The organism is Pseudoalteromonas obscura, assembly GCF_030135505.1.
GTDB lineage: Bacteria > Pseudomonadota > Gammaproteobacteria > Enterobacterales > Alteromonadaceae > Pseudoalteromonas > Pseudoalteromonas obscura.
This window is the reverse complement of the sequence record NZ_JASJUT010000004.1, coordinates 325,998-349,367: the sequence shown is the minus strand read 5'-3', so window position 1 is coordinate 349,367 and position 23,370 is coordinate 325,998. Positions and strand designations below refer to the sequence as shown.

Here is a 23,370-nt window from a genome sequence, read left to right as displayed (position 1 = left end):
CTAATTTCCTGTTAACACTTGTTTTGTTATCGCTAACCATGGTGAAAGTGACGTATCGATGGCCTGATGAGGTTTGCCTAAATCATCGTAGCGCCTCAGTTCCATCGCCTGTGAAAAGCAAGCGAGCTGTTCAAAATCACGTGCTTCACTGTCTGTCATTGGTCCGCCTTGCTGTTGCAAGGTTTGCCGGCTCGCATTTGACAATGCGTCTGTCCCGCTGCGCCGCGCGGCATACCGTTTTGCCTCGATATGATAGCGAATTGGTAGATAAACGCTAGCGGCAAAGCCCTTTTGTTGTAACCAATCACTTGCCAAGATGTCGTGGTCGATATGGCCCCACTGATCTAGCCCCGCTATCTGGTTTTTATCCGCAATAAAATGCCCAATGTCATGTAAAAAAGCGGCACATACCATGGTTTGTGGCGCATTTTGTTGTTGTGCATGCCAAGCACTACTGATGGCGTGCGTAAGTTGGTCGCACGCTTCGCCGTAGGTTTTATCACCAAATTGCTTAAACAAGTGTACGATGTCTGTAATGGCACTGTCGATCATTTGTCTGCTTTTCCTGCCGCTGCTGCCAACTTTGCCATTTGGCTATCAATCCACCACGGCGCTTTGTTTGCATCTTCAAAACGCTCTTTTCGCTGCACAGAACGTTTGACTAACTGAGCGCCAAGATACCGGATTGGTTCAGGCGGAAACGCCCCCAAAGGCCCTTTTGCCAAACCACACTGAGACCAAAAATTGCTTTCGCCCAGCACTAATGACGACAATATCTCACCGCCTAAATAACTTTGCACTACGCCATTACCCGAATAACCCAAACCATAAAATATATTTGGATTGTCATTGAGCCGACCAAAAAACGGTAAGCCCGTCGCCGAGCGATCTGAAGCTCCCGTCCAACTGGTTTCAAAGTCAGCATCTAATGCAGGAAATAAACGTCGAAAGCTATTGCGCAGCATGGGTTCAAACGCACTTTGTTGCTCAAATGCAGGCAACATTCTGTTTGAATAAGCAAACAAATTGCCGCCCTTACCTAACATCAACCTGCCATCAGCGCTGGTTCTGTAGTAGTGAACAAATATTCGTGAGTCCGCGACTGCTTTTCCATGGGATAAACCAATGTCCGCCAACGCCTCGTGCTGTGGCTTTGTGATCACCATGTCCGAAGACACCAACACATAGTGGCGATTAAAGCGCGGAAACATCTGTCCCATCCAGCCGTTGATCGCCATGACGACTTTTTTGGCTTTCACACTGCCCCGTTTGCTTTCCACCCTCGGGGTAACGGTTTCATGCAAGCGCTCCATAGGGGTATTTTCGTAAATATTTACGCCCAAAGCCAAAGCCACTTTTTTCAGTCCAAGTACCAACTTCCCCGGATGTAAACTCCCGGCTGCATCGGTCGATATTGCAGCCAAAGTTTGAGCGCTACCAGAGAGTTCAACGGCTTCATTTGACGTTAACTGCTCCCAGCGATTAATGCCGTACTGCGCCAACAAGGAAAGTGGTTGGTACAAGTTGCGCACTTGCGCATCATTTGTCGCAGTATAAATTGCACCGTCAACACGCACATCGGCATTTATTTTGTAATGCTCGCAAAATTGCTGAATCGCAAATACCGCTTGCTCTGATGCTTGAACAAGCTCTACAGCTTCACTCACACCAAACAATCTGATCAAGGTGTTGAGTTTTGTCGCAAAGGTTAACATACAGCCACCATTGCGCCCTGATGCGCCTTGCCCGCAATGCCCCTTTTCTAGCACAGTGACATCGGTGTTGGGTGACTGCTTCTTTATCTTGATGGCAGTCCAAAGACCGGTATAACCGCCACCAACAATACACACATCGGTATTGATATTGGCGGTTAATGGCGGCATTGCTTGATCATCAGTCAGTGTTAATGCCTGTTTAAACCAAAAAGGTGGCGTGTGACTCATGGACGTAAGTGTCTCGCTCTTTTTGCCATAATCTGTTGGATCACAGGAATTGCGTCAGCCAGTGAATCAACCACAAAGTGGGCACCCGCTTGAAACAGCTCACTGTATGCCTTTTCTCTTAACAGGCTCTGTTGCTGTGCTGATAAGTCTCGCCACTCAGCCTCGGTCAAACCAATTGCATTGCCAGTTACTGCAAGGCCCACTGTCCACATGCCTGCACGCAGCCCCTCTGTAATACCTGGAGCTGAATCATCAAACTTAATGCAGTTTGCAACGTCATTGATCCCTAACTTTTGTACGTTTTCCAATGCCATCCAAGGGCCCGGCCTTGAACCTATAGTGTCATCACTGGCCACCCAATAATCCGGCGTATACCCTTGTTTGGCCGCTTCTGGCACTAAGATTTCCATCACTTCCCGTGGATAACCAGAACAAGAACCCACTTTTATTTGCTGCGCCTTTAACCAACTGATGGTGTCTAACGCTCCGTTGATAGGTGTTGCGTGTTGTGCAACTTTGGCTTTTTGCAGCGGCATAAACGTTTGATAAATTTCATCGACAATACCGTCTGTCATTGCTTGACCAAACTTAGCTTGCCAGCGTTTATCTACTGATGGCAATTGACCCAGTGTTTTGATGTGATCCCATTTGCCCATTCCCATCGGCACACGCGCCTCGGCAAGGGAAATATCAAAATCATAGGCCTGTTTAAACGCTTCAACAAAAATGGTTGTCGGGGCAACAGAGCCATAGTCAACGACTGTGCCTGCCCAATCTAAAATAACGGCTTCGATGTGATTCATGTGTTTTCCTTATAAATAAGTTGGCGAGTACTAGTTGATAGTTCTTCTTTGGGTTTTGAAGCCAAAGGTCTCGTGTTACCTTCTGGGCACGGTGTTTGTGAGGCTGGCTTATTTCGCAGTAATCGAATACTAAAATACCCCATTGACGCCATCACCAGCACGCCCCCTAAGATTGCGACCAAGTAACAAAGATGGATAAAGAATTCGAGCCAGCTGATATCCGGCGATGCAAACGTTCTGTATAGCAGCATACTGACACTACCTAGGTAGCCTGCGGAGTCAGCGAGATAAATTAAAAAGCCCGCATTGGCAGTAGAGCCAACCGCTGAGATCATGCGGTCAAATAAAAAGCAGTTGTAAGGTATGTAAGCTATATATAGGCCAGCGCCTAACCACACCATCCAAGTTTTGCCATCGATCCACTGTTGCTCAAAGGCGTAGGTTGTACCGCCTAAAAGTGCACAACCCAGTAAGATAAAGCCATGGTTACTTAAAAAGGCGTTGGTATTGTTTTTGATCATCACCATGGCAGCTAATACAAACAACACAACCCCGGCAATACGAATCCCAGCGTAGGCAAATATCGCAGGCTCTTCACCGTGTCCCAATGCTTGCCATATCTCCGCTGAAAAGTTATCGCGGAAATCTCGTAGGCCAGTAAACAGTAAAAAACTGGTGATAAGGAGCAATATGCCGGGGGCATAACGTAAAAAAAATGCCAAACGCTGCTGTCCATTCATCGGCGCCCGCGCTTGACGCGCTGCTTTATCGCTCGGTGAAGGCGGTGGTGTTTGCGCCAAAAAGTACACAGACAAAAACAGTGGAACGGCGAAAATTGCACCTGTGGCTGCTGGCATCCAATATTCAGTGACATTGAGTTCAAGGATCAGCCACTGTCCGACGGTACGCACTAAGCCAGAGGCAACTATAAACGTGACACTTAAAAAAGCCCCGAGAATTTCAGAAGTTTTTCTGCCTTCCAGAAAGCTAAAAACTATGCCCCAAATCATACCCAGCGGAACACCGTTTAAAAACATCATCAGCGGTTTGAACGGCTCAGGCACCAAAGCAAACAGTACCAAGGCGAATTGCGCCACTAACACCAACGACACTAGGGCCGCCGCTCTGCGATTGGCCGTAAGTTCAGACACTACTTTGATACCAATGAATTTTGACAATAAATAGCCAAACACTTGCGCAAGTACCAAGGCAATTTTGAAATCGAGTACCCCCATAAAAGCATCAACTTGCTCAAACTTGCCGACTGAAAAAGGCTTGCGAAACGCATACATGCAAAAGTAAGTCATAAATGCCGCTGACGAAGCATAAATTACAAACACAACCGTGTTACTGCGCTGAAGAAAGTTACTAATTAGAGACATTGATCACTTACCTAACATTGAGAGAAGCTGGGAAGGTTAGCCTTCCCAGTTGACAGCGCGATTAAAAGAAGTCGTATTTGAAGCCAACTTGACCACGGATCCCGTAGTATTCAATTTGGTTTGGACGACGTTCTGAGCCAGTGAAGTATTGCAGTGGCTCATCGGTGAGATTATTGAGCTCAATGTAGATCATGGCATTGTCATTGATGTAGTAAGAAGCGGTGGCATCCACACTGGTATAGTCACCATAGTAAGTATCTAACATGGTATTACTACCGTGATCTTCAATGTACTCACCTTTGTGGTTTACTGCGATACGAGCGGCAAAGTTGCCATCATCGTAATACAAAGCAACGTTGTATAACTCATCGGCCTGACGAGATATTTTCACTTTATCGCTACGGTTTGGGATCTCCATCTCAGAGTCCATCAAAGTAAAGTTAAAGCTCATGCCAAAGTCATCGAGTGACTCATTGATAAATGCCAAGCTTGAGTTGGCGGTAAACTCAACGCCATGTAGCCAAGCATCATCACCATTTAACGGGCTTTTTACAGTTACCGAGTTACCGCGGTAACTGCCTTGATAACTCTGCGAAAATACCGGGTCAATGATCTGTTTGTAGAAGTAACCAACAGCAATAACCCCGGCATCATCAAAGTAGTGCTCGTACATCAAGTCGACATTATTTGAATAGGTTGGGTCTAACTCAGGGTTACCTGCGCGTAACTGGTTTTCCATTTCCAAGTAAGTTGCACCGGGTGATAATTGACCAAAGTCAGGACGAGCAAAGGTACGCGTTAATGCGAATCGCACATTGGTCATATCATCTTGATGGTAGGTAACGTGAACCGATGGCAACACAGACCAATAATCTTTGCCACCTTGTTCAGGTTCCACGCTAGTGCCTTGATCATTTTCGACCGCGACATAACCATATACATCGGTTTTAGTTTGTGTCGCGCGCACCCCACCTACAACAGTCCAGTATTCAGATGGCTTATAAGTCGACATACCATATAGGGATAAATGGCTTTCTTCTAAGTCAAAGTTTCGACTCAAGCCGCCACCATTTGCCACGACTTCAGAGTCACCATCTAAGAAGTTCAACTTGTGTTTATTATCACCCCACCAGCGCTTTAAATCGTTTACCGGGATCACTTGTGAAAAGTGCTTTTGATAATCATGGGAAAAGTTATCCAGAAATTCACCGCGACCTGGCTGGTCAACCAAACTCACACCTAAGTCTTTGGCCACTTGAGAGAGTGTCGGAGTGGGGCCAAACTGCTCTTCATTCCAGCCATAAAACTTGTCGTAAAAATTGGCGTTGCGTTCTTTGTCACGATATTTAAAACCCGTTTTCAGCTCAAGTTGATCTGAATATGTATGAATAAGATCTAGTTGAGCAACGATTTTATCCCTTTCTTGAATATCAATACCGTACAGCTCGACATCTGCTAACACCGCTTTGTCAGGGTCCATCACCCAGTCACTCGGCAAGTGCATGCCAATACCACGGGCAGGATCAGTACCGCCATCAATGGTGTTGTATACTAAATTGCTACCTACATCTTGGCCATTTCGCACACCAACTTGGTTATCAAATTCAACACCTTGCTTAAACTTTACGACGTAGTAAGCATTGTCTTCACCATTGGGAATATCACCGTATTCAAACTGATTGTCATAGGTGCTTAACTTCCACTCTACTCGGGTGTTGAAATCAATATCGTATTCACCACCAAGCTCAAACCCTTTCATTTCGGTGATCAATTCATCGTAAATATGCTGAAGCTCTACGCGGTTTTTGTTGTAGCGAACACGATGTTTATAGTGAGTTTCTTCATCTGACAAGGTGCCATACATGGCCGACGCATACACTAAGCCATTGTCCAGTAGGTACTCACCAGACATATTTAAGCCGTAGGTTTTACGTGTTCCAGTGTAGTCGCGCAGCTCTAAACGATGCACACCTGCAATGCCGTCATCATCGATTGCTCTGCGAGGTTCATAATTGTCGGTTGCCCAATCACGCTCCCACGCCGTGGCGTTGATCAAAAAGCCAAATTTATCGTCCTCAGAGCGGTCGCCATATAGCATGTTAAATGAATAACTGCCCCCTTCTGCTTTTTCAGCACCACCAACCCCCACGTTCACCGATAACATGCGCTCATCTGGTGCACGGCGCGTAACGAAGTTGATGTTACCGCCAATCGCGTCCCCTTCCATATCGGGCGTGATCGCTTTTGAGACCTCAACCAACTCAATCATATCAGTAGGGAAAAAATCAAAAGCCACGGCACGACTTGTGGTTTCTTCTTCTGCGGTAGGTAGACGGTCGCCGTTCATTGAGGTCGAATTCCACTGTGAAGGTAAACCGCGTATCGCAACAAAACGCCCCTCGCCTTGGTCGCGCTCAATCGACACACCAGGCATACGCTGTACAGCTTCGGCGGCATTACGGTCTGGTAATTTTCCGATGCCATCAGCAGACATCACATTTTTAATGTTGTCCGACTCTTTTTGCATGTTAGTTGCCATCATGGCACCACGACGCATGTGACCAACTGCCACCACTTCCTCCATGGTGGCTTCATTGATATTTAAACTTAAACTACCTAAATCCAAAATTTCGCCATCAACGACTGTAATATCAAAGTCAGACGACGGATAACCTAAATATTCAACACGCAATGTGTACTTACCAGCAGGCAAACGCGATAAGTTAAATTGCCCTTGATGATCTGTCGACGTTTTCGATTTTGTGCCGACAACTGAAATTTTTGCTCCTGATAAAATGCCTGACGCATCAGTCACTAAACCTGTTATCGAACCATCAGCTAGCGCAGAAAAACTGCTCATCGCCAATACACCCGCTGCAATAGATGTTAGTTTGTTCATGTTTACCCCGAGAAAGTGAGTTTAATATTTATTGGTCTAGACCAGATTTTTAGGGACAGTGTATGGGGCATGTGTGACATTAATATGTCGCAATTTTTAAACTGTGATTAATCGGGATAGGTTACTCAAGCTAATTTAGCCATGTTTATTTGCGGGAGAGGGTTAAAAGTATCATCGGAGTCTGCGCTGAATTGACATGCTACCTATTGTCGATACGGAATTAAACGGCGACCTACGGCGACTCTGTAAAAAGCCGTTCACTCATTGAAACTAATATTTTGAGTGCGTGATCGACGCACTCAACTAACAAGCTGCGAGTCTAATTATACTTTTTTAACAGCTTGCTGAACTGCATTGGCAATTTCATCTGCAAGCGCGGGGTCTTTAACGGCTCTAGCCAAAGTCACACCACCTATCAACATAGCAAGTGTTGCCCAAGCATTCGTGTCATTATCGCCATCCAGCACATCTTTGCCTTGATTAAAGGTCTCCACAACTTTTGTTAATTCATTTTGAAACACTTCCCGTGTCTCTTCACCCGAACGCACCACTTCAGGGGTCAGGCTTTGTAGTGCGCAGCTGTCGCTAAGCTCACTGCATCTTTTTTCCCCTAAATAAAATGCAACAAATTCATCAAGCCACTGCTGTGTATGTATATCTTGAAAGTGTTGAATTGCCTGCTCTGTTTGACGAACCCCACCAATCACCACCTCGCGAAATGCCTTGGGCTTAGAACCAAAGTGCGCATAAAAAGCACCAGATGTCACACCTGCACCGCTTGCAAGCCCGTTGACTCCGGCACCATCGTAGCCATATTGGCGAAAAGTTTTATGCATTGATTCCAAAATGCGCTGGTGCGTTTGCTCTTTTTTACTCATCACGTAATCACCCTCTACTTAGCGTAATTATCATTATATCAATTGAAATATAACGGTCACTATAAAACTGTTTGACAATATAGCGATCGCTATATTAAGGTTTTATATAGTGATCACTATATTTAAAACTAACCCTAATCAATTGGAGAAAATATATGCCACTTACACTGACACTCACAGAAGGCGCTTTGCCTGAAGGAACACTAAAGCTGGCTGTCGCCAAAATTACAGATTCAATGCTGAAATGGCATGAACTCACGGATAACAAAGTGATGAAGCCCAATATCACAGCCATCGTGCAAACATTACCTAAAAACTCAACGTTTTCAGGTGCAGAAGAGTTTTTAGGCGTATGGGTCGAGTGGAAAGTGCCCTCATTTGCATTCACCGAACGGGCAGTTCAAATCGGCTTTGGCAAAGAAGTAACCGAGGTCATTCATCAACTTTCTGGGTATAAGCAGCCCAAAGAAAACATCTACATTAATGTTGTACACGCAGTGGATGGATCATGGAACTTCAATGGTACCGCGATGACCAACGAGCAAATAGGACAAGCAATAGCCCTAGGCTGATTGGCCTAACGCTGAGTCTACCTGTTTGATGTAAATAGATAGATTAGCGCTTTAACAGCCATGTTATAAGCTTGCGATTACTCGCTAGACTTAAAGAAGTCCACCACTGTTAGCCTATGTTCATAAGGCTGCCACTGCGCTATTTGGCGTTGTGCAGATAAGTTGTATCCATGAACTTAAAAACGGGGCTCTGATAATAGTTTTGAGATATTTAGCTTTGAGTCAGAGCCCAAGATAAAACTTGAATGTCATACCTAAATTGGCAATAAACCACCTTGACATATTGCCTTAGCACCTTGCCTTAAAGTTGACATTTGACTAATTCGAAATCATCAGGTACAAATTTTATACAGGACACATAACAGAACCATACTTGGTTCAATTTTTCACAGTGAAACATAAAATAAGGAAAGTTCTACAATGAAACTCACAATTAAGAAAAACAAACTCAAAGACCTTACAAAAAACAATGTGGTTATTTCTGACAAGGTGACACCACAGATCGGTGGTGCTCTGCCGCCAGCAAGCCATTTTTGCGATACTAAAGGTCAATGCAACACCCATACTTGGGTGACTTTTTACTGCCATTAATTAAACAAGGAAATGAAAATGAAAATTCAATTAATCAAAAAAGATCTAAAGCGCCTAACTAATGATGCCCAGTTTGTACCTGCCGAAATTACCCCAGAAGTAGCAGGTGGTAAGCCAAGAGATACGGGCTATACCCACTTTTGTACGGCGATAAGTGTATGCCGCACGCGCTAGAAAAGTGGTCGATAACCAGCCTGTAATAGGTTATCGACCTTTCGACAATTATTGTCTCGTATTAAGCATGTCAAAACCCCACATTTGACTAATAGCTATTACTGCTTATTTCGGTACTGACACATACAGACTGTGGCCTGAATCATGAAAGCACTACATGACAAATATTGCTTACAATCGCGTTATCATGGCCCTCAAGCGAAAGATTAACCATATAATATTATTATCTTTTTCATAAAATCCGTTGCTATCTCGAATATCCAACCATCTACTGATACTGTATTACGAAGTATTTTTATATCCTTCATAAAAATTACATAATCCCAGAAATCTCAAAGGACACACTATGAATGTAAAACCGCTTGTTGCGGCACTCGCCTGCGCTATCGTTTCCTATAGCAGTTACGCTACTACCAATATTGCACAGTTCATTGATAATCAAGGCAATACCAATATCAACACACCATCTGCGACACCTTATGTGTTCAACCATACAGATATTGACTCCGTCAAAATCACTCAGCAAGGAAGTAAGTTCTATGTCGAAGACGCCGGGATTTATCGAGTCAATTATTCGCTAAGTTGGCGTACATCGGGTGTCGGCGCATCTGCAAGGCGCCAAGTTAAAACTTACATACTGACCAATGGTACAGATATCTCCGCGACGTCTTACGAGTACGCACGAATTGAAAACTACGCTGAAAACGCCACTAACCAAGGCAATTTTTTGCTTGAGTTAAATGCTGGCGATTACATTGAGCTTATCCACACGGCCTCGTCAGACAACCTCAATGAAGCACTCTCAAATCCAGGTGAGAGCTGGATTGCATTAGAGTTTGTAAGTACCAGAGAAGAAAACGGCCAGTATCCAAAATCGTGTTTAGAGATAAAACAAAATAAACCTTCAAGCAAAAGTGGCACCTATACCATAGATCCAGATGGCAGTGATGGTGAAGCACACTTTGATGTGTACTGCGATATGGCCACAGAAGGCGGCGGTTGGACCCTGATCTCAAAGTATTCAGGTATTGGCGGTCAGTGTAGCTATCCAGACTTTAACGCCTGTAACCTTGAAGGTATGTCACATGCAGGGCTAACCCAAAGTGCCAAGTTAAATCACAATGCCATTATTGCGCTCGTAGATGGAAGAAGCGACGCCCTGTTTAGAGCAAAAAGCACCTTTGACGATACAGTGATCAAAAGAGTGGATGGCGGAGACCCATTTGCCACAGTAAAAGTTGGCGACAAATTTGCCTGTCGAGATATCGCACAATCAAATTGGCACAATTATTCAATTGATGGCCTAGTTCAATACCCAACACGTTTAACAACGTGGACCACAAACCTCACTTATGTTGGCAAAAGTGATCAAGTAACCCAGTGCGGCAACGGGATCACATTTGAAAGCGAGCGTTTTCCAGCACTACATGCTATTGATGCAGGCTCTACCAGCGCGCCGACTGTACAAGGCGCCTTTTATATAAAATAAAACGGGCTCTCGCTTTGCTTCATGGTCAGCCTGAATTCAAGGCTGACCTACTTATACCACTGTTTAGTCTCTATAAAGCCACAACTACAACTACAACTACAACTACAACTACAACTACAACTACAACTACAACTACAACTACAACTACAACTACAACTACAACTACAACTACAACTACAACTACAACTACAACTACAACTAAAAAAATAACTGACTTGTATTTCCTTTGAGCAATCCAAGGAGAACAAAAGTAGCCCGAACATCAGAATGATTTTTCCACAGTTAAACACACTAGTTCGCCACGGGTTACAAGCCTACTCCCTCTGTCTGGTACGTATTTTACTGGCCCCATATTAATTACAGCTAAAAATAAAAAACACGTTTTATAAAGATAAACAAATTAACTTACGAGAGATTAAACGAAATTAAATATTACTTTGAATAATTAAAAATACAGAAAGATAGGGTACTGCAAGCCTGTCACTCGCAATGCAATTTAATACGCCTTTAATTGTGAACACTAAAAAGTTACAATACAAATTATTAGAACTCTAATTAAAAGAGTTTCTACCTACTAAACAGGCAATGAGGGTCATATGAATACTTGCAAAGCAACGCCACTATTGCCAAATGACAATCAACACAAAGTGTTGGCATTAGAGGTACTCGCCCAGCATATTTGTGATAAAACACTCAGCCACATAGATCACACAGCCAGTGAGCACGGCGCAACTAAGATTCTACTGAAAATACAAGAGTCCAACTCTTTGCCTTTATTGTCTAATGGTTATCAAATAGAAGCGACAATCCCCAAGTATTACAATAAAGAAGACGCGATATACGTCGCGAAATTCTTAGAAACCCAGCGTCAAATTGAACCTCAAGGGGAAGTATATGACGACGTATTGGATCAAGTGATTGCCAGCACTGACAGGCGGAGCAACGAAGAGCAAAACATCTCTTTGGCACGCCAAGCTAATAGCGCGGATGCTAGAAACATCGCAAAGTTATTCGCCAACAATAGAGCTGCATATTCGAATAAACAACATGATGAAGCCGCTGTGATGGCAAACATCAGTGCTAAACACATCTACTTTGTGATTGAGTATTTAAACAATATTGTGGCAGTCGTTCACATCAAGCTCGATAAATCGACACACAGTGCCTTCATTCAAGAACTGGTTGTAGCAAACTTTGTAAAAAATCAAAGAATGGCCACAACACTCGTGGACTTTGCGCTTATGCAACTGCGCCACACAAACACCACAAAAATACACTGTCACTGCCTTTCAGGAGATTACGCCATGAATAAAGTGATGGCTCGCCACGAATTTAATTTTGGTGGGCGCTTAGCAAATCAACTTGTTATCAAAGACCAGTTTCAATCTGTGAATATTTGGTCAAAACATCTAAATGCGGCCAATTGAACGCATTTAGTCCAATGCTTACATAGTTATTTTCACCTTTAACCTAGCAAAATAATTTGTAGTCTAATTAATAGAGTTTCACTATGAAAAAAGACAACTCCTTACTCAATCTCCCCGTTTTTTACACCTCCTCAGCAGTTGTACTAGCGCTGGTGATTTTTGCCGTTTTAAGCCCATCAGCGGCTTCCTCATTGTTTTCCATTACTCAGTCAGCTATTACCCAAAATGGCAGTTGGTTTTACGTGTTGACTGTCGCCATCATTTTAGGCTTGGTTGCGTATTTAAGTATGTCTCGATTTGGTGAGATTAAACTCGGGCCGGATCACTCAGACCCCGACTACAGTTTCTCAACTTGGTTAGCTATGTTATTTGCCGCCGGTATGGGGATAGGTCTGATGTTTTTTGGTGTCGCCGAACCGGTAATGCACTTTGTTTCACCACCAACGCAAGATAGTGGTTCGCTCGAAGCCATCAAAGAAGCCATGAAAATAACCTTTTTCCATTGGGGTTTTCACGCTTGGGCTATCTATGCCATCGTGGCGATGATTTTGGCCTACTTTAGCTATCGTCACAAATTACCACTGACATTGCGTTCAGCGCTGTACCCTATCATTGGAGACAGGATCTATGGCGGAATTGGTCACACTGTGGATATTTTTGCGGTGGTTGGTACCGTGTTTGGGGTTGCTACTTCACTGGGTCTAGGCGCGGCACAAGTCAATGCGGGACTCGCCTACCTGTTCTCATTTGATGTCTCGGTACAGAATCAAGTCATCATTATGATCACCATCACTGCACTGGCATCCGTGTCTGTTGCAACTGGGTTAGATAAAGGAATTAAAATTTTATCGCAAACCAATATGATATTGGCCGTGGTATTGCTGGCACTTATTTTCTTTATCGGCCCGAGTGTATTTTTACTCCAAGCTTACGTACAAAACGTAGGAGAGTATTTATCCGACATCGTGTCTACCACTTTTAACCTTTATGCCTATGAAAAGAAAGATTGGATAGGCGGCTGGACAATATTCTATTGGGGTTGGTGGCTAGCATGGGCACCTTTTGTCGGGTTGTTTATTGCACGCATCTCCAAAGGCAGAACCATTCGAGAGTTTGTCATTGGTGTAACCTGTATTCCAACTGCGTTTACCTTGTTGTGGATGACTATTTTTGGCAATTCGGCACTGGCAATGATTTATGAGCAGAGTAAAACGAGTATCTCTGACATGGTGAGTAACAACTCCGCTGTGGCGCTGTTTGTATTTTTAGAAAACTTCCCAATGTCGGAGTTTTTGATCGGTCTATCTATCATTATGATTGTAGTATTTTTTGTTACGTCATGTGATTCGGGGGCTATGGTCATTGATATGCTGTGTTCAAACGGTAATAACAATACGCCGCTGTGGCAACGCTTGTTCTGGTCTATCGGCGTTGGTGTTGTTGCAGCTGCGTTGAGCCTTGCAGGTGGCCTAGATGCACTACAAACGTTGACGATTGTCAGCGCTCTCCCCTTTTCACTGGTATTACTGGTTGCTTGTTACGGACTGATCCGCGCACTGCGTATTGATGACGCCAAGCGCAGTACACATACTATGCCCATGACTTTTGACAACCAAGTAAACGATGAACAAACGTGGCAAGAAAGTTTAGCCCTGCTCATCGCCACACCAGCTAAAGGCAAGGTCGACAAATTTATTTTAAAAGACGTAAAACCTGCTCTGAAAAAAGTCCGTGATGAATTTGATAATAACCAAGTGGATGCCGAGGTTAAGGTGAACAATGCCGCGGTGATCCTGACTGTGCATCATGGTGATGAACATGACTTTGTCTATGGCGTATACAAAAGTGAAGCACTGCAACCGGACTTTACCCAAAATGATATCACTGAAAGCGACTCATACTATCGGGCTGAAGTGTATTTAAGTGAAGGCGGCCAAAACTATGACATTATGGGCTGGTCAGAAAGTGCAATTATCAATGATGTGCTAGCACAGTACCAAAAGCACCTTCACTTTTTGAATGTGCTACGAGAGTAGCACTTCTATTTATTTACCCGATTCGGTTTGGCTCATCGGTGCGATTTCAAGCACCGGTGCAGCGTCAAGCTCATTGGCATCCATCATAGTTGCGATGCGCTGCATGGAAGACAACAACAAAGATTGTTCCCACTCTTCTAGTTCACAAAAATTTTGAATAAAATGCTCTTGCAATGGTTGCGGTGCATCAATTAATAAACTTTTTCCCTGCTGGGATAAAAATAAACTCACACGACGTTTATCCAAAGAGCTACGCACTCGCTCCACGATATTTCGACTCTCTAAGCGGTCAAGTATATTCGTCACTGTCGCGGCACTGAGGTTAACATTCTTGGCAATTTGGCTTGCCGTCACACCTTTAACACGCGCTATTTCTTGCATAATAAGTAGTTGAGGCCCCGTTAACCCCGATGACTTATTGAGCTGTTTGGAGTGCAAGTCAATGGCACGGATAACCTTTCTTATTGAGACTAATAGTTCTTCGTACTTTTCCATTTAGTAACGCTACCGATAAATACCAACAGCAGCAGTATAATCCGATTAAACCCGCTGAACCACAATAATTAAGCACTGCAAACTCTGACTCACGAAACGCTTAGATAGCGCGCCACTAGTTTGTCTAAGAACAATGCTAGTATCTTGTTCATATGCGTGTAGTCATGAGCGATAATGCGCTCAGGTAGCTCGACATAACGGTCAATACCTGCGCGACTGAAATCCTCATTCTCTATCAACATACCGACCACTTCAGTGGTGAACTCCAAGTGACACTGAAATCCATATACCAATGGTTGATACTCAACTATTTGCCTCGGGCACCCACTGCTACTTGCTAGCACCTTTGCGGATGCAGTTAAGCCTGGCATATCATTGTGCCAATGCCCAACCTCAATACGTGGCGAAAAATGACTGAACAAGGGATGACAGCAACCTTCATCATTCAAAATGATAGGAAACTTACCAACCTCTCGCTCTGGACTAGATTCAAATTTTGCGCCTAGCGCTTCACCAATCAATTGCGCACCTAAGCAAACACCGATGACCATTTTGTTTTCTTTGATTGCACGGGCGATAACCGCCTGCTCTGCTTGTGCATCAAAATGAGGGCAATCCAAGGCGCTGGTAGCAGGGCTTTGCGGCCCACCCATAACCACCAACATATCTATATCATCAATACACTGTGGCAGTGCTTGTCCTTCGTAGAGGCGAGAGTAACTGTTCTTCGCGCCGATTGAATTACTCCAATCTTCAAATGCGCCCGGCGCTTCAAAATATTCGTGTACAATAAAGTGGATCCGCATCGCTTTGCTCCTGTCATTGCTTGATGCGATTATCCTATAACAATTTGCCATGGCTTAATTTAAACTAAAAGACATAAAACATCGAAAAACCGCCAAAAGTATGGATGCCAATCAGCTCATAGCACAAAACTCAAACCAAGCAGCACTCTCAAAGCACCTCGCTATGCCTGCTGGCTTCATAGATAAATGGCACCGACATCCATGGCATCAGGTGATATTTCCGCGCTCGGGGTTAATACAATCACAAAGCGATGGCAACCAGGTAGTGCTGCCCCATAACGCGTTGCTTTTTGTGCCCGCCAACACCTGGCACGCCTCTGAGGCTATCTGTGATACCCAATTCTTAGCTGTGTATATCAATCCTAGTATAGAAGTCGGGTTTCCAGCACATGCTCAAACTTGTTTAGTAACCCCTTTTTTAAAAGCCCTTATTTTGGAAATAGTCGGCCAGATTGAAAATGCAACAGCGCAGATAATACATCATCTTTTGCAAGTACTGGGCGACCAGCTAGCCACAGCACAAGCGTATACTATCCCGCTGCTTACGCCAAAGGATAGACGTTTGAATGCAATCTTCACGACGCTAATCGATGCACCAGATACACCTTATACCCTCGCACAGTGGGCTCAACAAGTCGGCGCATCAGAGCGAACATTAAGCAGGTTAATTGCAAAGGAATTTCAGCAATCATTTAGCGCTTGGCGTCAACATATCCGCCTCGTTTTGTCACTGCGCCTGCTGCAAAGTGAGCGCAGTGTACATGACATCGCACTGACATTAGGCTATACATCTGACTCAGCCTATATATGTGCATTCAAAAAACTATTTAAACAAACACCTAATCAATACCGCAAGCTGACCCTTGCCTCAAACCTATAAATCCGTATTACTAGTACCCGGCTGTAAACGCTTTACCCACAAATTGAGCTGTCTCTGCCTCATCGATTAATGCACACGCAAAGTCTTGCCAAGAAATATGTGATTTACCTGTTTTGTCCACCAACAACTCGCCTTCACTCACTCTATATTGCCCTGTGCGCTCACCAACTCCTATCAAAGCAGATGGGCTAGCGTAGCTCCAATTTTGATTGTGGTGGGCGACACAAAGCTGATATTGCTCAAAACAGGCTTGTGCTATGTCTTTCCAACCAGCGGGGACTAAGGATTCATCATCAAGTACCAGCTTACCATCAGAGTTAGGAACCGTTAAACAGGCCGCCCCACCGACTAATAATAGCCGTGTATGAGTTTCTCTTAGCCCGGTTAATAAGGCTTCAGCAATATTGATAAGCTGCTTCTCATGTCCTACTGTCGGGCGTGTTGCACTGATCACTAAATCTTGTCCTTCACTGAGGCGGATCACATCGCTGATATCGTTAACGTCACCTACTTGCGCATATGCCTGCGTAGGTAGCGCTGCGACTTTACGTTGATCCCGTGTTACCGCAGTTACTTGATGACCACGATGGATAGCCTCAGCCACAACCGCTTGACCCACATTACCTGTTGCACCGAATACTGTGATACGCATCTGCTTCTCCTTTAAGTTATTTTGCGTTAACAACACTTTCAATTTAACCTCTCGTAAGAGTTAAGAAATTAACCCAGGTTTAGTGCAACCAGAATTTCGTAAAAAAATAAAAAGAACCTCAAAATAAACCTAGGTTCATTACAGCATGCCCAATCGCGATTAAGCTGGGTACTTATCTAAATGACAAGGAATTAAAGCGATGACTGACCTGCAAATTGTGAACGAATATTTAACCGATTTAGGGCTTTCTAACCACCCACTTGACGAGTCTTTTTTAGCACAACTGCAAAGCAGGCATGTTGCCAAGCACACCTTCAACAGCGTATCTGCGGTGTTAAAGCAGCCTTTGCCTTTAGATATTGCACACCTACTCACTAAGATCACCAAAAAGCAATTTGGTGGATACTGCTTTGAACATAACAAGCTGGCCTTCCATGTCTTAAAACACCTCGGCTTTGACGTCAAGCTACTGCTCGCTAAGGTTGTTTACAACAGAGATGTTGAGGTGCCGAGAACGCACAGAGCCACATTAGTTACCTATCAAGGTGAACAGTATTTATTCGATGTTGGATTTGGCCCCCAAGGGGCAATATACCCTCTCAAGTTGATGTTGGATGTGCCGCAACCTCAAGGTTATATGACTTATCGAATCACTCAAAATCAGGCGCAAGATTACTGTTTTCAGGTATTGAAGAACGGCGAGTTTTTCACACTATATACATTTGATCTCAACTATTACAGCGAAGCTGACTGCGAACTGAGCCACTTTTATTCACATAAGCACCCCAATGCTGCGTTTGTGAATAACCTAGTTGTCAGCCGAAAGACCCTTGATGAAACCCACTCTTTGAGAAATGGCGAATATCACCATATTACTCCCTCACAAACAGAGATCACAAAAATAGTGAGTGCTGAGCAGTTACACCAATTACTCCAAGTTCAGTTTTCGTTAAATTTGGATGAAGCAGTCTGCGCTTATTTATTTAGCAAGTTTTCGCAACCTACACAGGCAAGCTAACCAAAATTACCTAAGCGAGAAAATCATGAATCACTCAGTTACTCAGCCCATACTAATGTTGGTATGGGTCGGCTTGCTATCTTCTTCTTTTGTCGTGTCAGGTAAGTTATTGCCCTATGCAAGTCCCATTACAGCCACATGCCTGCGATTTATACTGACAAGCTTATGCCTCGCGCCACTAATATGGCGTTCAGGGATCGCCCGCTTAACGGCAAAACAAGTCGTACAATATACGCTGATAAGTAGCTTTTTAGTGGCATTTTTTGTCGGCTTGTTTGAATCATTGAAAACCACCTCGGCAGAAAAAACTGCGGTCATTTATACCTTATTGCCGCCAATGAGTGTGATATTGAGCTTTGTTTTTATTGGTATTAAAACCCGAATAAGTCAATTATTCGGCTTTTTAATTGGCACTGCGAGCGCTATCTGGATGTTAGTAAACGGCCAAAAAGACCTAATGATTTTAAGCGCTTGGCAATATGGAGACAGCATATTTTTAATCGCTTGCTTTTGCCTTGCAATGCATGTGTTACTGATAAAAAAGTGGGCGACTGCACTGCCTGCACTGATCAGCACATTTTATATTGTGACACTTGGTAGCGTGTTACTAGTACCGGTGATGTTGCTCTATGGTGATCTGACCAATTTGGTGTGGCAAAGCTATACATTTTGGACATGGCTTATCTATTTAACCTTGTTTACAACTCTTGGCACTTTCTTTTTACAGCAACACCTTTTGAAGCAAGTCAGCCCAAATACCTTTTTAGCCATGACTTATTTGGTGCCTGCCTTTGTATTATTTTTTCAGGGCGGAATATTTCAGTTCTTACTCAGTATACCTGCGCTATTAGTTGCATCTTTTGCACTTTACTTGATATCTCGGGCACCATAACATGTTCCTATAAAGTCGGATTATCAAGGAATGCCGTTTGAACATACAACCCAAGCTCGCTGACTTCGTCTCTTTTTTCAGTGCAGACGAGAAACCGCTTTGCGCAGAAGATTTTCAAAATTTTGGTTTACAGGGAAAACTCAAACACTACCCTAAAAATGCTTTGTTGATGGTTCAAGGCAGCCCAGCACCAAATTTATTTTTTATCACGCAAGGCGATGTGCGCTACTTTAATGTGTCCGCAGAAGGCAAAGAGTTTACCCAAGCTTTCGCCTGTGCCCCCTGTATTGCAGGCTCTACACGTGCCATGACACAAAACACACCGGCTCTGTTTAGCATTGAAGCTCTTGATGATGTACTTTGTCTTGAGTTTGAATGGCACAATTTTTTCAATACCATGAAAACGCACCCCGGCTTTTTAGAAGCCTATACTCGTCTACTTGAAAACTTATTTATCAAAAAAGAAGAACGCGAGTACGCATTTGTACACCACAGTGCCGAACAGCGGTATTTGAATTTTATTGACAAAAACCCAGAACTCAGTGAACGCGTTCCATTAAAAATGGTGGCATCACACATAGGTATTACGCCAATTGCCCTTAGCCGTATTCGTCGGAAGTTGGCAATGTAACAGGTAAAATAAACATGGCTGAGAATAGTGTAATTTTTTTGCGATTGAAATTTACTCATTTTTGAATAAATAATTCATCTAAAGCATTACAATTTTTTTTCACTACGGTAATCTGAACAACCGCTTAGTAAATGGAATGAGGACCATGAGTTATATACTAACAACGCAATGTAGTGATGAAATTGGATTAATAGCAAAAATCACCAGTTTATGTCATGAGCATAATTTAAATATTGTTCGCAACAATGAATTTGTAGACCGTGAAGGTAAACGCTTTTTTATGCGCACTGAGGTAACGGGCTCACCAACAAGCCTATTTCTTTCTCAGCTACAATCGAATTTGCCTGATGATGCACAAGTCAAACTACACAGTCCGACCAAAGTAAAAGTCGTTTTACTCGCGACGAAAGAAGCACACTGTCTAGGTGGTGTATTGCTCAAACAATATGAAAATGCGCTCAATATTGAAATACAAGCTGTCATTGCCAATTACCCAGACTTAAAACCACTCGCTGAGGCATTCAATGTCCCATTCCACTGCGTATCTCATGAGGGGCTGAGTCGTACAGAACATGATCAGCAAGTCGGTGACCTAATCGCCAACTATCAGCCTGATTTAGTCGGGCTCGCAAAATATATGCGGATTTTAAGCCCCGAGTTTGTTGCCCGTTTTAAAGATAAGATCATTAATATACACCATTCATTTTTACCAGCGTTCATCGGTGCAAAGCCATACCATCAAGCGTTTGAACGAGGTGTCAAAATAATTGGTGCAACTGCACACTTCGTCAACAATGAACTCGATGAAGGACCTATCATAGTACAGGATGTGACTCAGGTTACGCATGCAAATAACGCAGAGGCGATGGCCAAAATAGGGAAAGATATAGAAAAAACCGTTTTTTGCAAAGCTCTGCAATTAGCTTCAGAGCACAAGCTCTTTATCAATGGAACAAAAACGGTGGTATTTAAATAAGTGCTCAGTTTTTAGCAAGGTGCAAAAGTAGCAGTGTGCTACTTTGCCGCCTCGATTGGTTCTAATTGTAGTTTTGAAGCGATTAAAACTGCCTGTGTGCGGTTATAAACACCCAGTTTACGAAATATTGCCGTAATGTGTGCTTTGACCGTTGCCTCGGAGATATTTAACTCATAAGCGATTTGTTTATTCAACAAGCCTTCGTGTAGGTACTGCAGTACTTTATACTGCTGCGGTGTCAACGAAGCAATTTGCTGCGCAAGCTCCCGGTCCTCGCCGTCAAGATCATTTATTTTTTCCTTGATATCCGCCGGTAGCCAGTTTTCACCATCTAGCACCTGTTGTAGCGCACTGACAATATCCTGAGATGAAGATGCTTTTGGAATAAACCCCATCGCACCATAACCCATTACTTTAGAAATAACATTGAGATCTTCACTGCCAGACACCACAACAATAGGTAATGATGGATGGTCTTCGCGGATCCGGATCAGGCCGTATAAGTCGCCATTGCCCGGCATGTGCAAATCTAACAGTAGCAAGTCTAAGTCATCATACTGCGACAACCGCTCTAATGTTTGCTCAAAGTTTTCTGATTCAATAACTTCAAGGCCTTCAAACTGATTTTGCAAAGCCCCCTTTAATGCTTCTCTAAACAGGGGGTGATCATCCGCAATTAAAAACTGATTCATGCATAGCTCCTAAAAAATCGGCTGTCTTTGGTATTAAGACAGCCGATATAGTACGTTTAGAATTCGCTAAATTTCAAGTTTTTAACGCTCAATTAACGGTTTAAACGATTTTCAATTAATTCATCGACTACACTTGGGTCTGCAAGCGTCGATGTATCACCGAGTTGCTGATACTCGTTAGCCGCGATTTTACGCAAGATACGACGCATAATTTTACCCGAGCGAGTTTTAGGCAAGCCCGGGGACCACTGGATCATATCTGGTGATGCAATTGGACTCAGCTCTTTACGTACCCAGCTTCTGACTTCTTTCGTCAAGTCATCCGTAACCACAACCCCCTCGTTTGGTGTAACGTACACATAGATCCCTTGGCCTTTGATATCATGCGGGTAACCAACAACCGCAGCTTCCGCAACTGCTTCATGAGCAACCAATGCACTTTCGATTTCAGCCGTGCCCAATCTGTGGCCAGATACATTTAGTACGTCATCAACACGACCAGTAATCCAGTAGTAGTCATCTTCATCACGACGGCAACCATCACCAGTGAAATACACACCGGGATAAGCAGAGAAGTAAGTTTGTTCAAAACGCTCATGATCACCGTAAACTGTGCGAGCTTGTGATGGCCAACTATCAAGAATAACCAAATTGCCCTCTGTTGCCCCCTCTAGCGTATTGCCTTCTGCATCAAACAATGCTGGCGCAATGCCAAAGAATGGACGAGTCGCCGAGCCTGGTTTCATATCTGTAGCCCCAGGTAAAGGCGTGATCATAATGCCACCAGTTTCAGTCTGCCACCAAGTATCGACAATTGGGCACTCACTATTACCAATTTGCTCGTAGTACCATGCCCAAGCTTCAGGGTTAATTGGCTCACCAACAGATCCCATAATACGTAGACTTGTACGCTTAGAACTGGCTGTTGGCTCATCGCCTTTTGCCATTAGAGCACGAATTGCTGTCGGGGCTGTATAAAGGATAGTTACTTGGTGCTTATCAACCACTTCACCAATACGGCCAGAACTCGGGTAAGTAGGAACCCCTTCAAAAATCACTTGGGTACAGCCATTTACCAATGGGCCGTATGCCATGTAGCTGTGTCCTGTGATCCAACCCACATCAGCTGTACACCAAAAGACATCATCTTCTTTAAGGTCGAATACATACTCATGTGTCATTGAAGCGTATACCAAATATCCACCTGTGGTGTGTACTACCCCCTTTGGTTGACCTGTCGAACCAGAGGTATATAAAATGAATAGTGGATCTTCCGCATTCATTGGCTCTGGTTCACATTGCGCAGGTACATCAGCAACTAACTCATGCCACCACACATCATGGGCATTCCATTCAACTTCACCACCTGTAAGTTGGTGTACGACAACATGTTCAATGGTCGTTACTGAATCTTGTGCAACCGCTTCGTCAACATTAGCCTTAAGCGGTACAGAGTTGCCACCACGACGACCTTCATCTGACGTGATCACTACTTTAGCACCAGAATCCTTGATACGATCCGCAATCGCTGATGGTGAGAATCCACCAAAAACTACCGAGTGAATTGCACCAATACGCGCACATGCCTGCATAGCATAAATTGCTTGGGGCGTCATAGGCATATAAATAGCAACACGGTCGCCCTTCTCGACACCTAACTTTTTCAAGCCATTTGCCAGCTTCGCTACTTCATCATGTAGTGTCTGAAACGTGATATTTTCGCTTTGCTCAGGGTTATCACCTTCCCATATCATGGCTACTTTGTTGGCATTTTTTTCAAGGTGGCGATCGATACAGTTGTAAGAGGCATTAAGTACGCCATCTTCAAACCACTTGATGCTGATATGGCCTTTATCAAACGAGGTATTTTTTACTTTATTAAAAGGTGTGAACCAGTCGAGGCGTTTACCATGTTCAGCCCAAAACCCCGCAGGGTCGTCAATAGACTGCTGATACAGTGCTTGATATTGTTCATTATCTACAAGTGCAGCCTGCTTGATCGCTTCAGGTACCGGATAAATGCTCTGTGACATACTCATCTCCATATTAATTACTTGCCTTTTACGGCTTCACTCAAGGATCACTTACAACCACTCGATTAAGTATTAGACCTTAGTTGTAATTGTTGCTTTAA

The 23,370-nt window shown here is 43.7% G+C and carries 22 protein-coding genes; 11 read left to right on the top strand and 11 right to left on the bottom strand.

What is annotated here, in order from left to right; all coding sequences use genetic code 11:
• From QNM18_RS12935 to QNM18_RS12910, 6 genes are all read right to left on the bottom strand, one after another.
• The gene (locus QNM18_RS12935; protein ID WP_284137448.1) at positions 1-552 is read right to left on the bottom strand and encodes an HD domain-containing protein; all 552 of its coding nucleotides are present in this window, start codon (positions 550-552) and stop codon (positions 1-3) included.
• A complete protein-coding gene (locus tag QNM18_RS12930) occupies positions 549-1,943 on the bottom strand; it encodes an FAD-dependent oxidoreductase (RefSeq protein ID WP_284137447.1) in 1,395 nt (464 codons plus the stop codon). The genes QNM18_RS12935 and QNM18_RS12930 overlap by 4 nt, the downstream gene beginning before the upstream one ends.
• Complete coding sequence (gene phnX / locus QNM18_RS12925; protein WP_284137446.1) at positions 1,940-2,746, bottom strand: phosphonoacetaldehyde hydrolase; 807 nt, start codon at positions 2,744-2,746, stop codon at positions 1,940-1,942. Before phnX ends, QNM18_RS12930 begins: the two co-directional genes overlap by 4 nt.
• Positions 2,743-4,128 carry a DUF5690 family protein gene (locus QNM18_RS12920; protein WP_284137445.1) on the bottom strand — a complete coding sequence of 462 codons (1,386 nt, stop codon included), beginning with the start codon at positions 4,126-4,128 and terminating at the stop codon, positions 2,743-2,745. Before QNM18_RS12920 ends, phnX begins: the two co-directional genes overlap by 4 nt.
• A 61-nt stretch (positions 4,129-4,189) precedes the next feature.
• Positions 4,190-7,027, bottom strand: a complete 2,838-nt coding sequence (locus QNM18_RS12915) for a TonB-dependent receptor (protein WP_211011092.1) — start codon at positions 7,025-7,027, stop codon at positions 4,190-4,192.
• Between the two features lie 323 nt (positions 7,028-7,350).
• The gene (locus tag QNM18_RS12910; protein ID WP_284137444.1) at positions 7,351-7,905 is read right to left on the bottom strand and encodes a TetR/AcrR family transcriptional regulator; all 555 of its coding nucleotides are present in this window, start codon (positions 7,903-7,905) and stop codon (positions 7,351-7,353) included.
• A gap of 155 nt (positions 7,906-8,060) precedes the next feature.
• Here QNM18_RS12910 and QNM18_RS12905 point away from each other — a divergent pair, with 155 nt between their 5' ends.
• From QNM18_RS12905 to QNM18_RS12880, 6 genes are all read left to right on the top strand, one after another.
• Complete coding sequence (locus tag QNM18_RS12905) at positions 8,061-8,477, top strand: 4-oxalocrotonate tautomerase (protein ID WP_284137443.1); 417 nt, start codon at positions 8,061-8,063, stop codon at positions 8,475-8,477.
• A gap of 420 nt (positions 8,478-8,897) precedes the next feature.
• Positions 8,898-9,068 (top strand): hypothetical protein, encoded by a 171-nt coding sequence (locus QNM18_RS12900; protein WP_211011097.1) that lies wholly within the window; start codon positions 8,898-8,900, stop codon positions 9,066-9,068.
• A gap of 18 nt (positions 9,069-9,086) precedes the next feature.
• Positions 9,087-9,242: a hypothetical protein gene (locus QNM18_RS12895; RefSeq protein WP_211011099.1), complete on the top strand. Its 156-nt coding sequence runs from the start codon at positions 9,087-9,089 to the stop codon at positions 9,240-9,242.
• Positions 9,243-9,588: 346 nt separating this feature from the next.
• The gene (locus QNM18_RS12890; protein ID WP_284137442.1) at positions 9,589-10,731 is read left to right on the top strand and encodes a fibrinogen-like YCDxxxxGGGW domain-containing protein; all 1,143 of its coding nucleotides are present in this window, start codon (positions 9,589-9,591) and stop codon (positions 10,729-10,731) included.
• Positions 10,732-11,327: 596 nt separating this feature from the next.
• Complete coding sequence (locus tag QNM18_RS12885) at positions 11,328-12,158, top strand: GNAT family N-acetyltransferase (protein WP_284137441.1); 831 nt, start codon at positions 11,328-11,330, stop codon at positions 12,156-12,158.
• Between the two features lie 83 nt (positions 12,159-12,241).
• Complete coding sequence (locus QNM18_RS12880; protein ID WP_284137440.1) at positions 12,242-14,194, top strand: BCCT family transporter; 1,953 nt, start codon at positions 12,242-12,244, stop codon at positions 14,192-14,194.
• A gap of 9 nt (positions 14,195-14,203) precedes the next feature.
• Here the strand turns inward: QNM18_RS12880 and QNM18_RS12875 are convergent, their stop codons facing one another.
• Both QNM18_RS12875 and QNM18_RS12870 read right to left on the bottom strand, forming a co-directional pair.
• The gene (locus QNM18_RS12875) at positions 14,204-14,689 is read right to left on the bottom strand and encodes a MarR family winged helix-turn-helix transcriptional regulator (RefSeq protein ID WP_023399827.1); all 486 of its coding nucleotides are present in this window, start codon (positions 14,687-14,689) and stop codon (positions 14,204-14,206) included.
• Between the two features lie 89 nt (positions 14,690-14,778).
• Positions 14,779-15,495 carry a glutamine amidotransferase-related protein gene (locus QNM18_RS12870; RefSeq protein WP_284137439.1) on the bottom strand — a complete coding sequence of 239 codons (717 nt, stop codon included), beginning with the start codon at positions 15,493-15,495 and terminating at the stop codon, positions 14,779-14,781.
• A gap of 100 nt (positions 15,496-15,595) precedes the next feature.
• Between QNM18_RS12870 and QNM18_RS12865 the strand changes: the two genes are divergently transcribed.
• Positions 15,596-16,375, top strand: a complete 780-nt coding sequence (locus QNM18_RS12865; RefSeq protein WP_284137438.1) for a helix-turn-helix transcriptional regulator — start codon at positions 15,596-15,598, stop codon at positions 16,373-16,375.
• Positions 16,376-16,385: 10 nt separating this feature from the next.
• Here the strand turns inward: QNM18_RS12865 and QNM18_RS12860 are convergent, their stop codons facing one another.
• Entirely contained in the window at positions 16,386-17,027 is a 642-nt protein-coding gene (locus tag QNM18_RS12860; protein ID WP_211011106.1) for an NAD(P)-dependent oxidoreductase, read from the bottom strand.
• 199 nt (positions 17,028-17,226) lie between these two features.
• On the opposite strand from QNM18_RS12860, the gene QNM18_RS12855 reads away from it, so the two are divergent.
• From QNM18_RS12855 to purU, 4 genes are all read left to right on the top strand, one after another.
• Positions 17,227-18,045: an arylamine N-acetyltransferase family protein gene (locus tag QNM18_RS12855; RefSeq protein ID WP_284137437.1), complete on the top strand. Its 819-nt coding sequence runs from the start codon at positions 17,227-17,229 to the stop codon at positions 18,043-18,045.
• Positions 18,046-18,070: 25 nt separating this feature from the next.
• The gene (locus QNM18_RS12850; RefSeq protein ID WP_284137436.1) at positions 18,071-18,937 is read left to right on the top strand and encodes a DMT family transporter; all 867 of its coding nucleotides are present in this window, start codon (positions 18,071-18,073) and stop codon (positions 18,935-18,937) included.
• A gap of 37 nt (positions 18,938-18,974) precedes the next feature.
• A complete protein-coding gene (locus QNM18_RS12845) occupies positions 18,975-19,568 on the top strand; it encodes a Crp/Fnr family transcriptional regulator (RefSeq protein ID WP_284137435.1) in 594 nt (197 codons plus the stop codon).
• Positions 19,569-19,713: 145 nt separating this feature from the next.
• Complete coding sequence (gene purU, locus QNM18_RS12840; RefSeq protein WP_284137434.1) at positions 19,714-20,544, top strand: formyltetrahydrofolate deformylase; 831 nt, start codon at positions 19,714-19,716, stop codon at positions 20,542-20,544.
• Positions 20,545-20,582: 38 nt separating this feature from the next.
• Here the strand turns inward: purU and QNM18_RS12835 are convergent, their stop codons facing one another.
• Both QNM18_RS12835 and acs read right to left on the bottom strand, forming a co-directional pair.
• Positions 20,583-21,236, bottom strand: a complete 654-nt coding sequence (locus tag QNM18_RS12835; RefSeq protein WP_023399819.1) for a response regulator transcription factor — start codon at positions 21,234-21,236, stop codon at positions 20,583-20,585.
• A gap of 92 nt (positions 21,237-21,328) precedes the next feature.
• Entirely contained in the window at positions 21,329-23,269 is a 1,941-nt protein-coding gene (gene acs / locus QNM18_RS12830; protein WP_284137433.1) for an acetate--CoA ligase, read from the bottom strand.
• Positions 23,270-23,370: the final 101 nt, after the last annotated feature.

What these genes read in the sequence shown, in the direction of transcription:
- phnX (WP_284137446.1), bottom strand. Translation starts at nt 2,746, where the DNA reads ATGAATCACATCGAAGCCGTTATTTTAGATTGGGCAGGCACAGTCGTT.
- QNM18_RS12860 (WP_211011106.1), bottom strand. Translation starts at nt 17,027, where the DNA reads ATGCGTATCACAGTATTCGGTGCAACAGGTAATGTGGGTCAAGCGGTT.
- QNM18_RS12850 (WP_284137436.1), top strand. Translation starts at nt 18,071, where the DNA reads ATGAATCACTCAGTTACTCAGCCCATACTAATGTTGGTATGGGTCGGC.
- QNM18_RS12885 (WP_284137441.1), top strand. Translation starts at nt 11,328, where the DNA reads ATGAATACTTGCAAAGCAACGCCACTATTGCCAAATGACAATCAACAC.
- QNM18_RS12895 (WP_211011099.1), top strand. Translation starts at nt 9,087, where the DNA reads ATGAAAATTCAATTAATCAAAAAAGATCTAAAGCGCCTAACTAATGAT.
- QNM18_RS12835 (WP_023399819.1), bottom strand. Translation starts at nt 21,236, where the DNA reads ATGAATCAGTTTTTAATTGCGGATGATCACCCCCTGTTTAGAGAAGCA.
- QNM18_RS12875 (WP_023399827.1), bottom strand. Translation starts at nt 14,689, where the DNA reads ATGGAAAAGTACGAAGAACTATTAGTCTCAATAAGAAAGGTTATCCGT.
- QNM18_RS12920 (WP_284137445.1), bottom strand. Translation starts at nt 4,128, where the DNA reads ATGTCTCTAATTAGTAACTTTCTTCAGCGCAGTAACACGGTTGTGTTT.
- QNM18_RS12855 (WP_284137437.1), top strand. Translation starts at nt 17,227, where the DNA reads ATGACTGACCTGCAAATTGTGAACGAATATTTAACCGATTTAGGGCTT.
- QNM18_RS12935 (WP_284137448.1), bottom strand. Translation starts at nt 552, where the DNA reads ATGATCGACAGTGCCATTACAGACATCGTACACTTGTTTAAGCAATTT.
- QNM18_RS12900 (WP_211011097.1), top strand. Translation starts at nt 8,898, where the DNA reads ATGAAACTCACAATTAAGAAAAACAAACTCAAAGACCTTACAAAAAAC.
- acs (WP_284137433.1), bottom strand. Translation starts at nt 23,269, where the DNA reads ATGTCACAGAGCATTTATCCGGTACCTGAAGCGATCAAGCAGGCTGCA.
- QNM18_RS12910 (WP_284137444.1), bottom strand. Translation starts at nt 7,905, where the DNA reads ATGAGTAAAAAAGAGCAAACGCACCAGCGCATTTTGGAATCAATGCAT.
- QNM18_RS12870 (WP_284137439.1), bottom strand. Translation starts at nt 15,495, where the DNA reads ATGCGGATCCACTTTATTGTACACGAATATTTTGAAGCGCCGGGCGCA.
- purU (WP_284137434.1), top strand. Translation starts at nt 19,714, where the DNA reads ATGAGTTATATACTAACAACGCAATGTAGTGATGAAATTGGATTAATA.
- QNM18_RS12880 (WP_284137440.1), top strand. Translation starts at nt 12,242, where the DNA reads ATGAAAAAAGACAACTCCTTACTCAATCTCCCCGTTTTTTACACCTCC.
- QNM18_RS12865 (WP_284137438.1), top strand. Translation starts at nt 15,596, where the DNA reads ATGGATGCCAATCAGCTCATAGCACAAAACTCAAACCAAGCAGCACTC.
- QNM18_RS12890 (WP_284137442.1), top strand. Translation starts at nt 9,589, where the DNA reads ATGAATGTAAAACCGCTTGTTGCGGCACTCGCCTGCGCTATCGTTTCC.
- QNM18_RS12930 (WP_284137447.1), bottom strand. Translation starts at nt 1,943, where the DNA reads ATGAGTCACACGCCACCTTTTTGGTTTAAACAGGCATTAACACTGACT.
- QNM18_RS12905 (WP_284137443.1), top strand. Translation starts at nt 8,061, where the DNA reads ATGCCACTTACACTGACACTCACAGAAGGCGCTTTGCCTGAAGGAACA.
- QNM18_RS12915 (WP_211011092.1), bottom strand. Translation starts at nt 7,027, where the DNA reads ATGAACAAACTAACATCTATTGCAGCGGGTGTATTGGCGATGAGCAGT.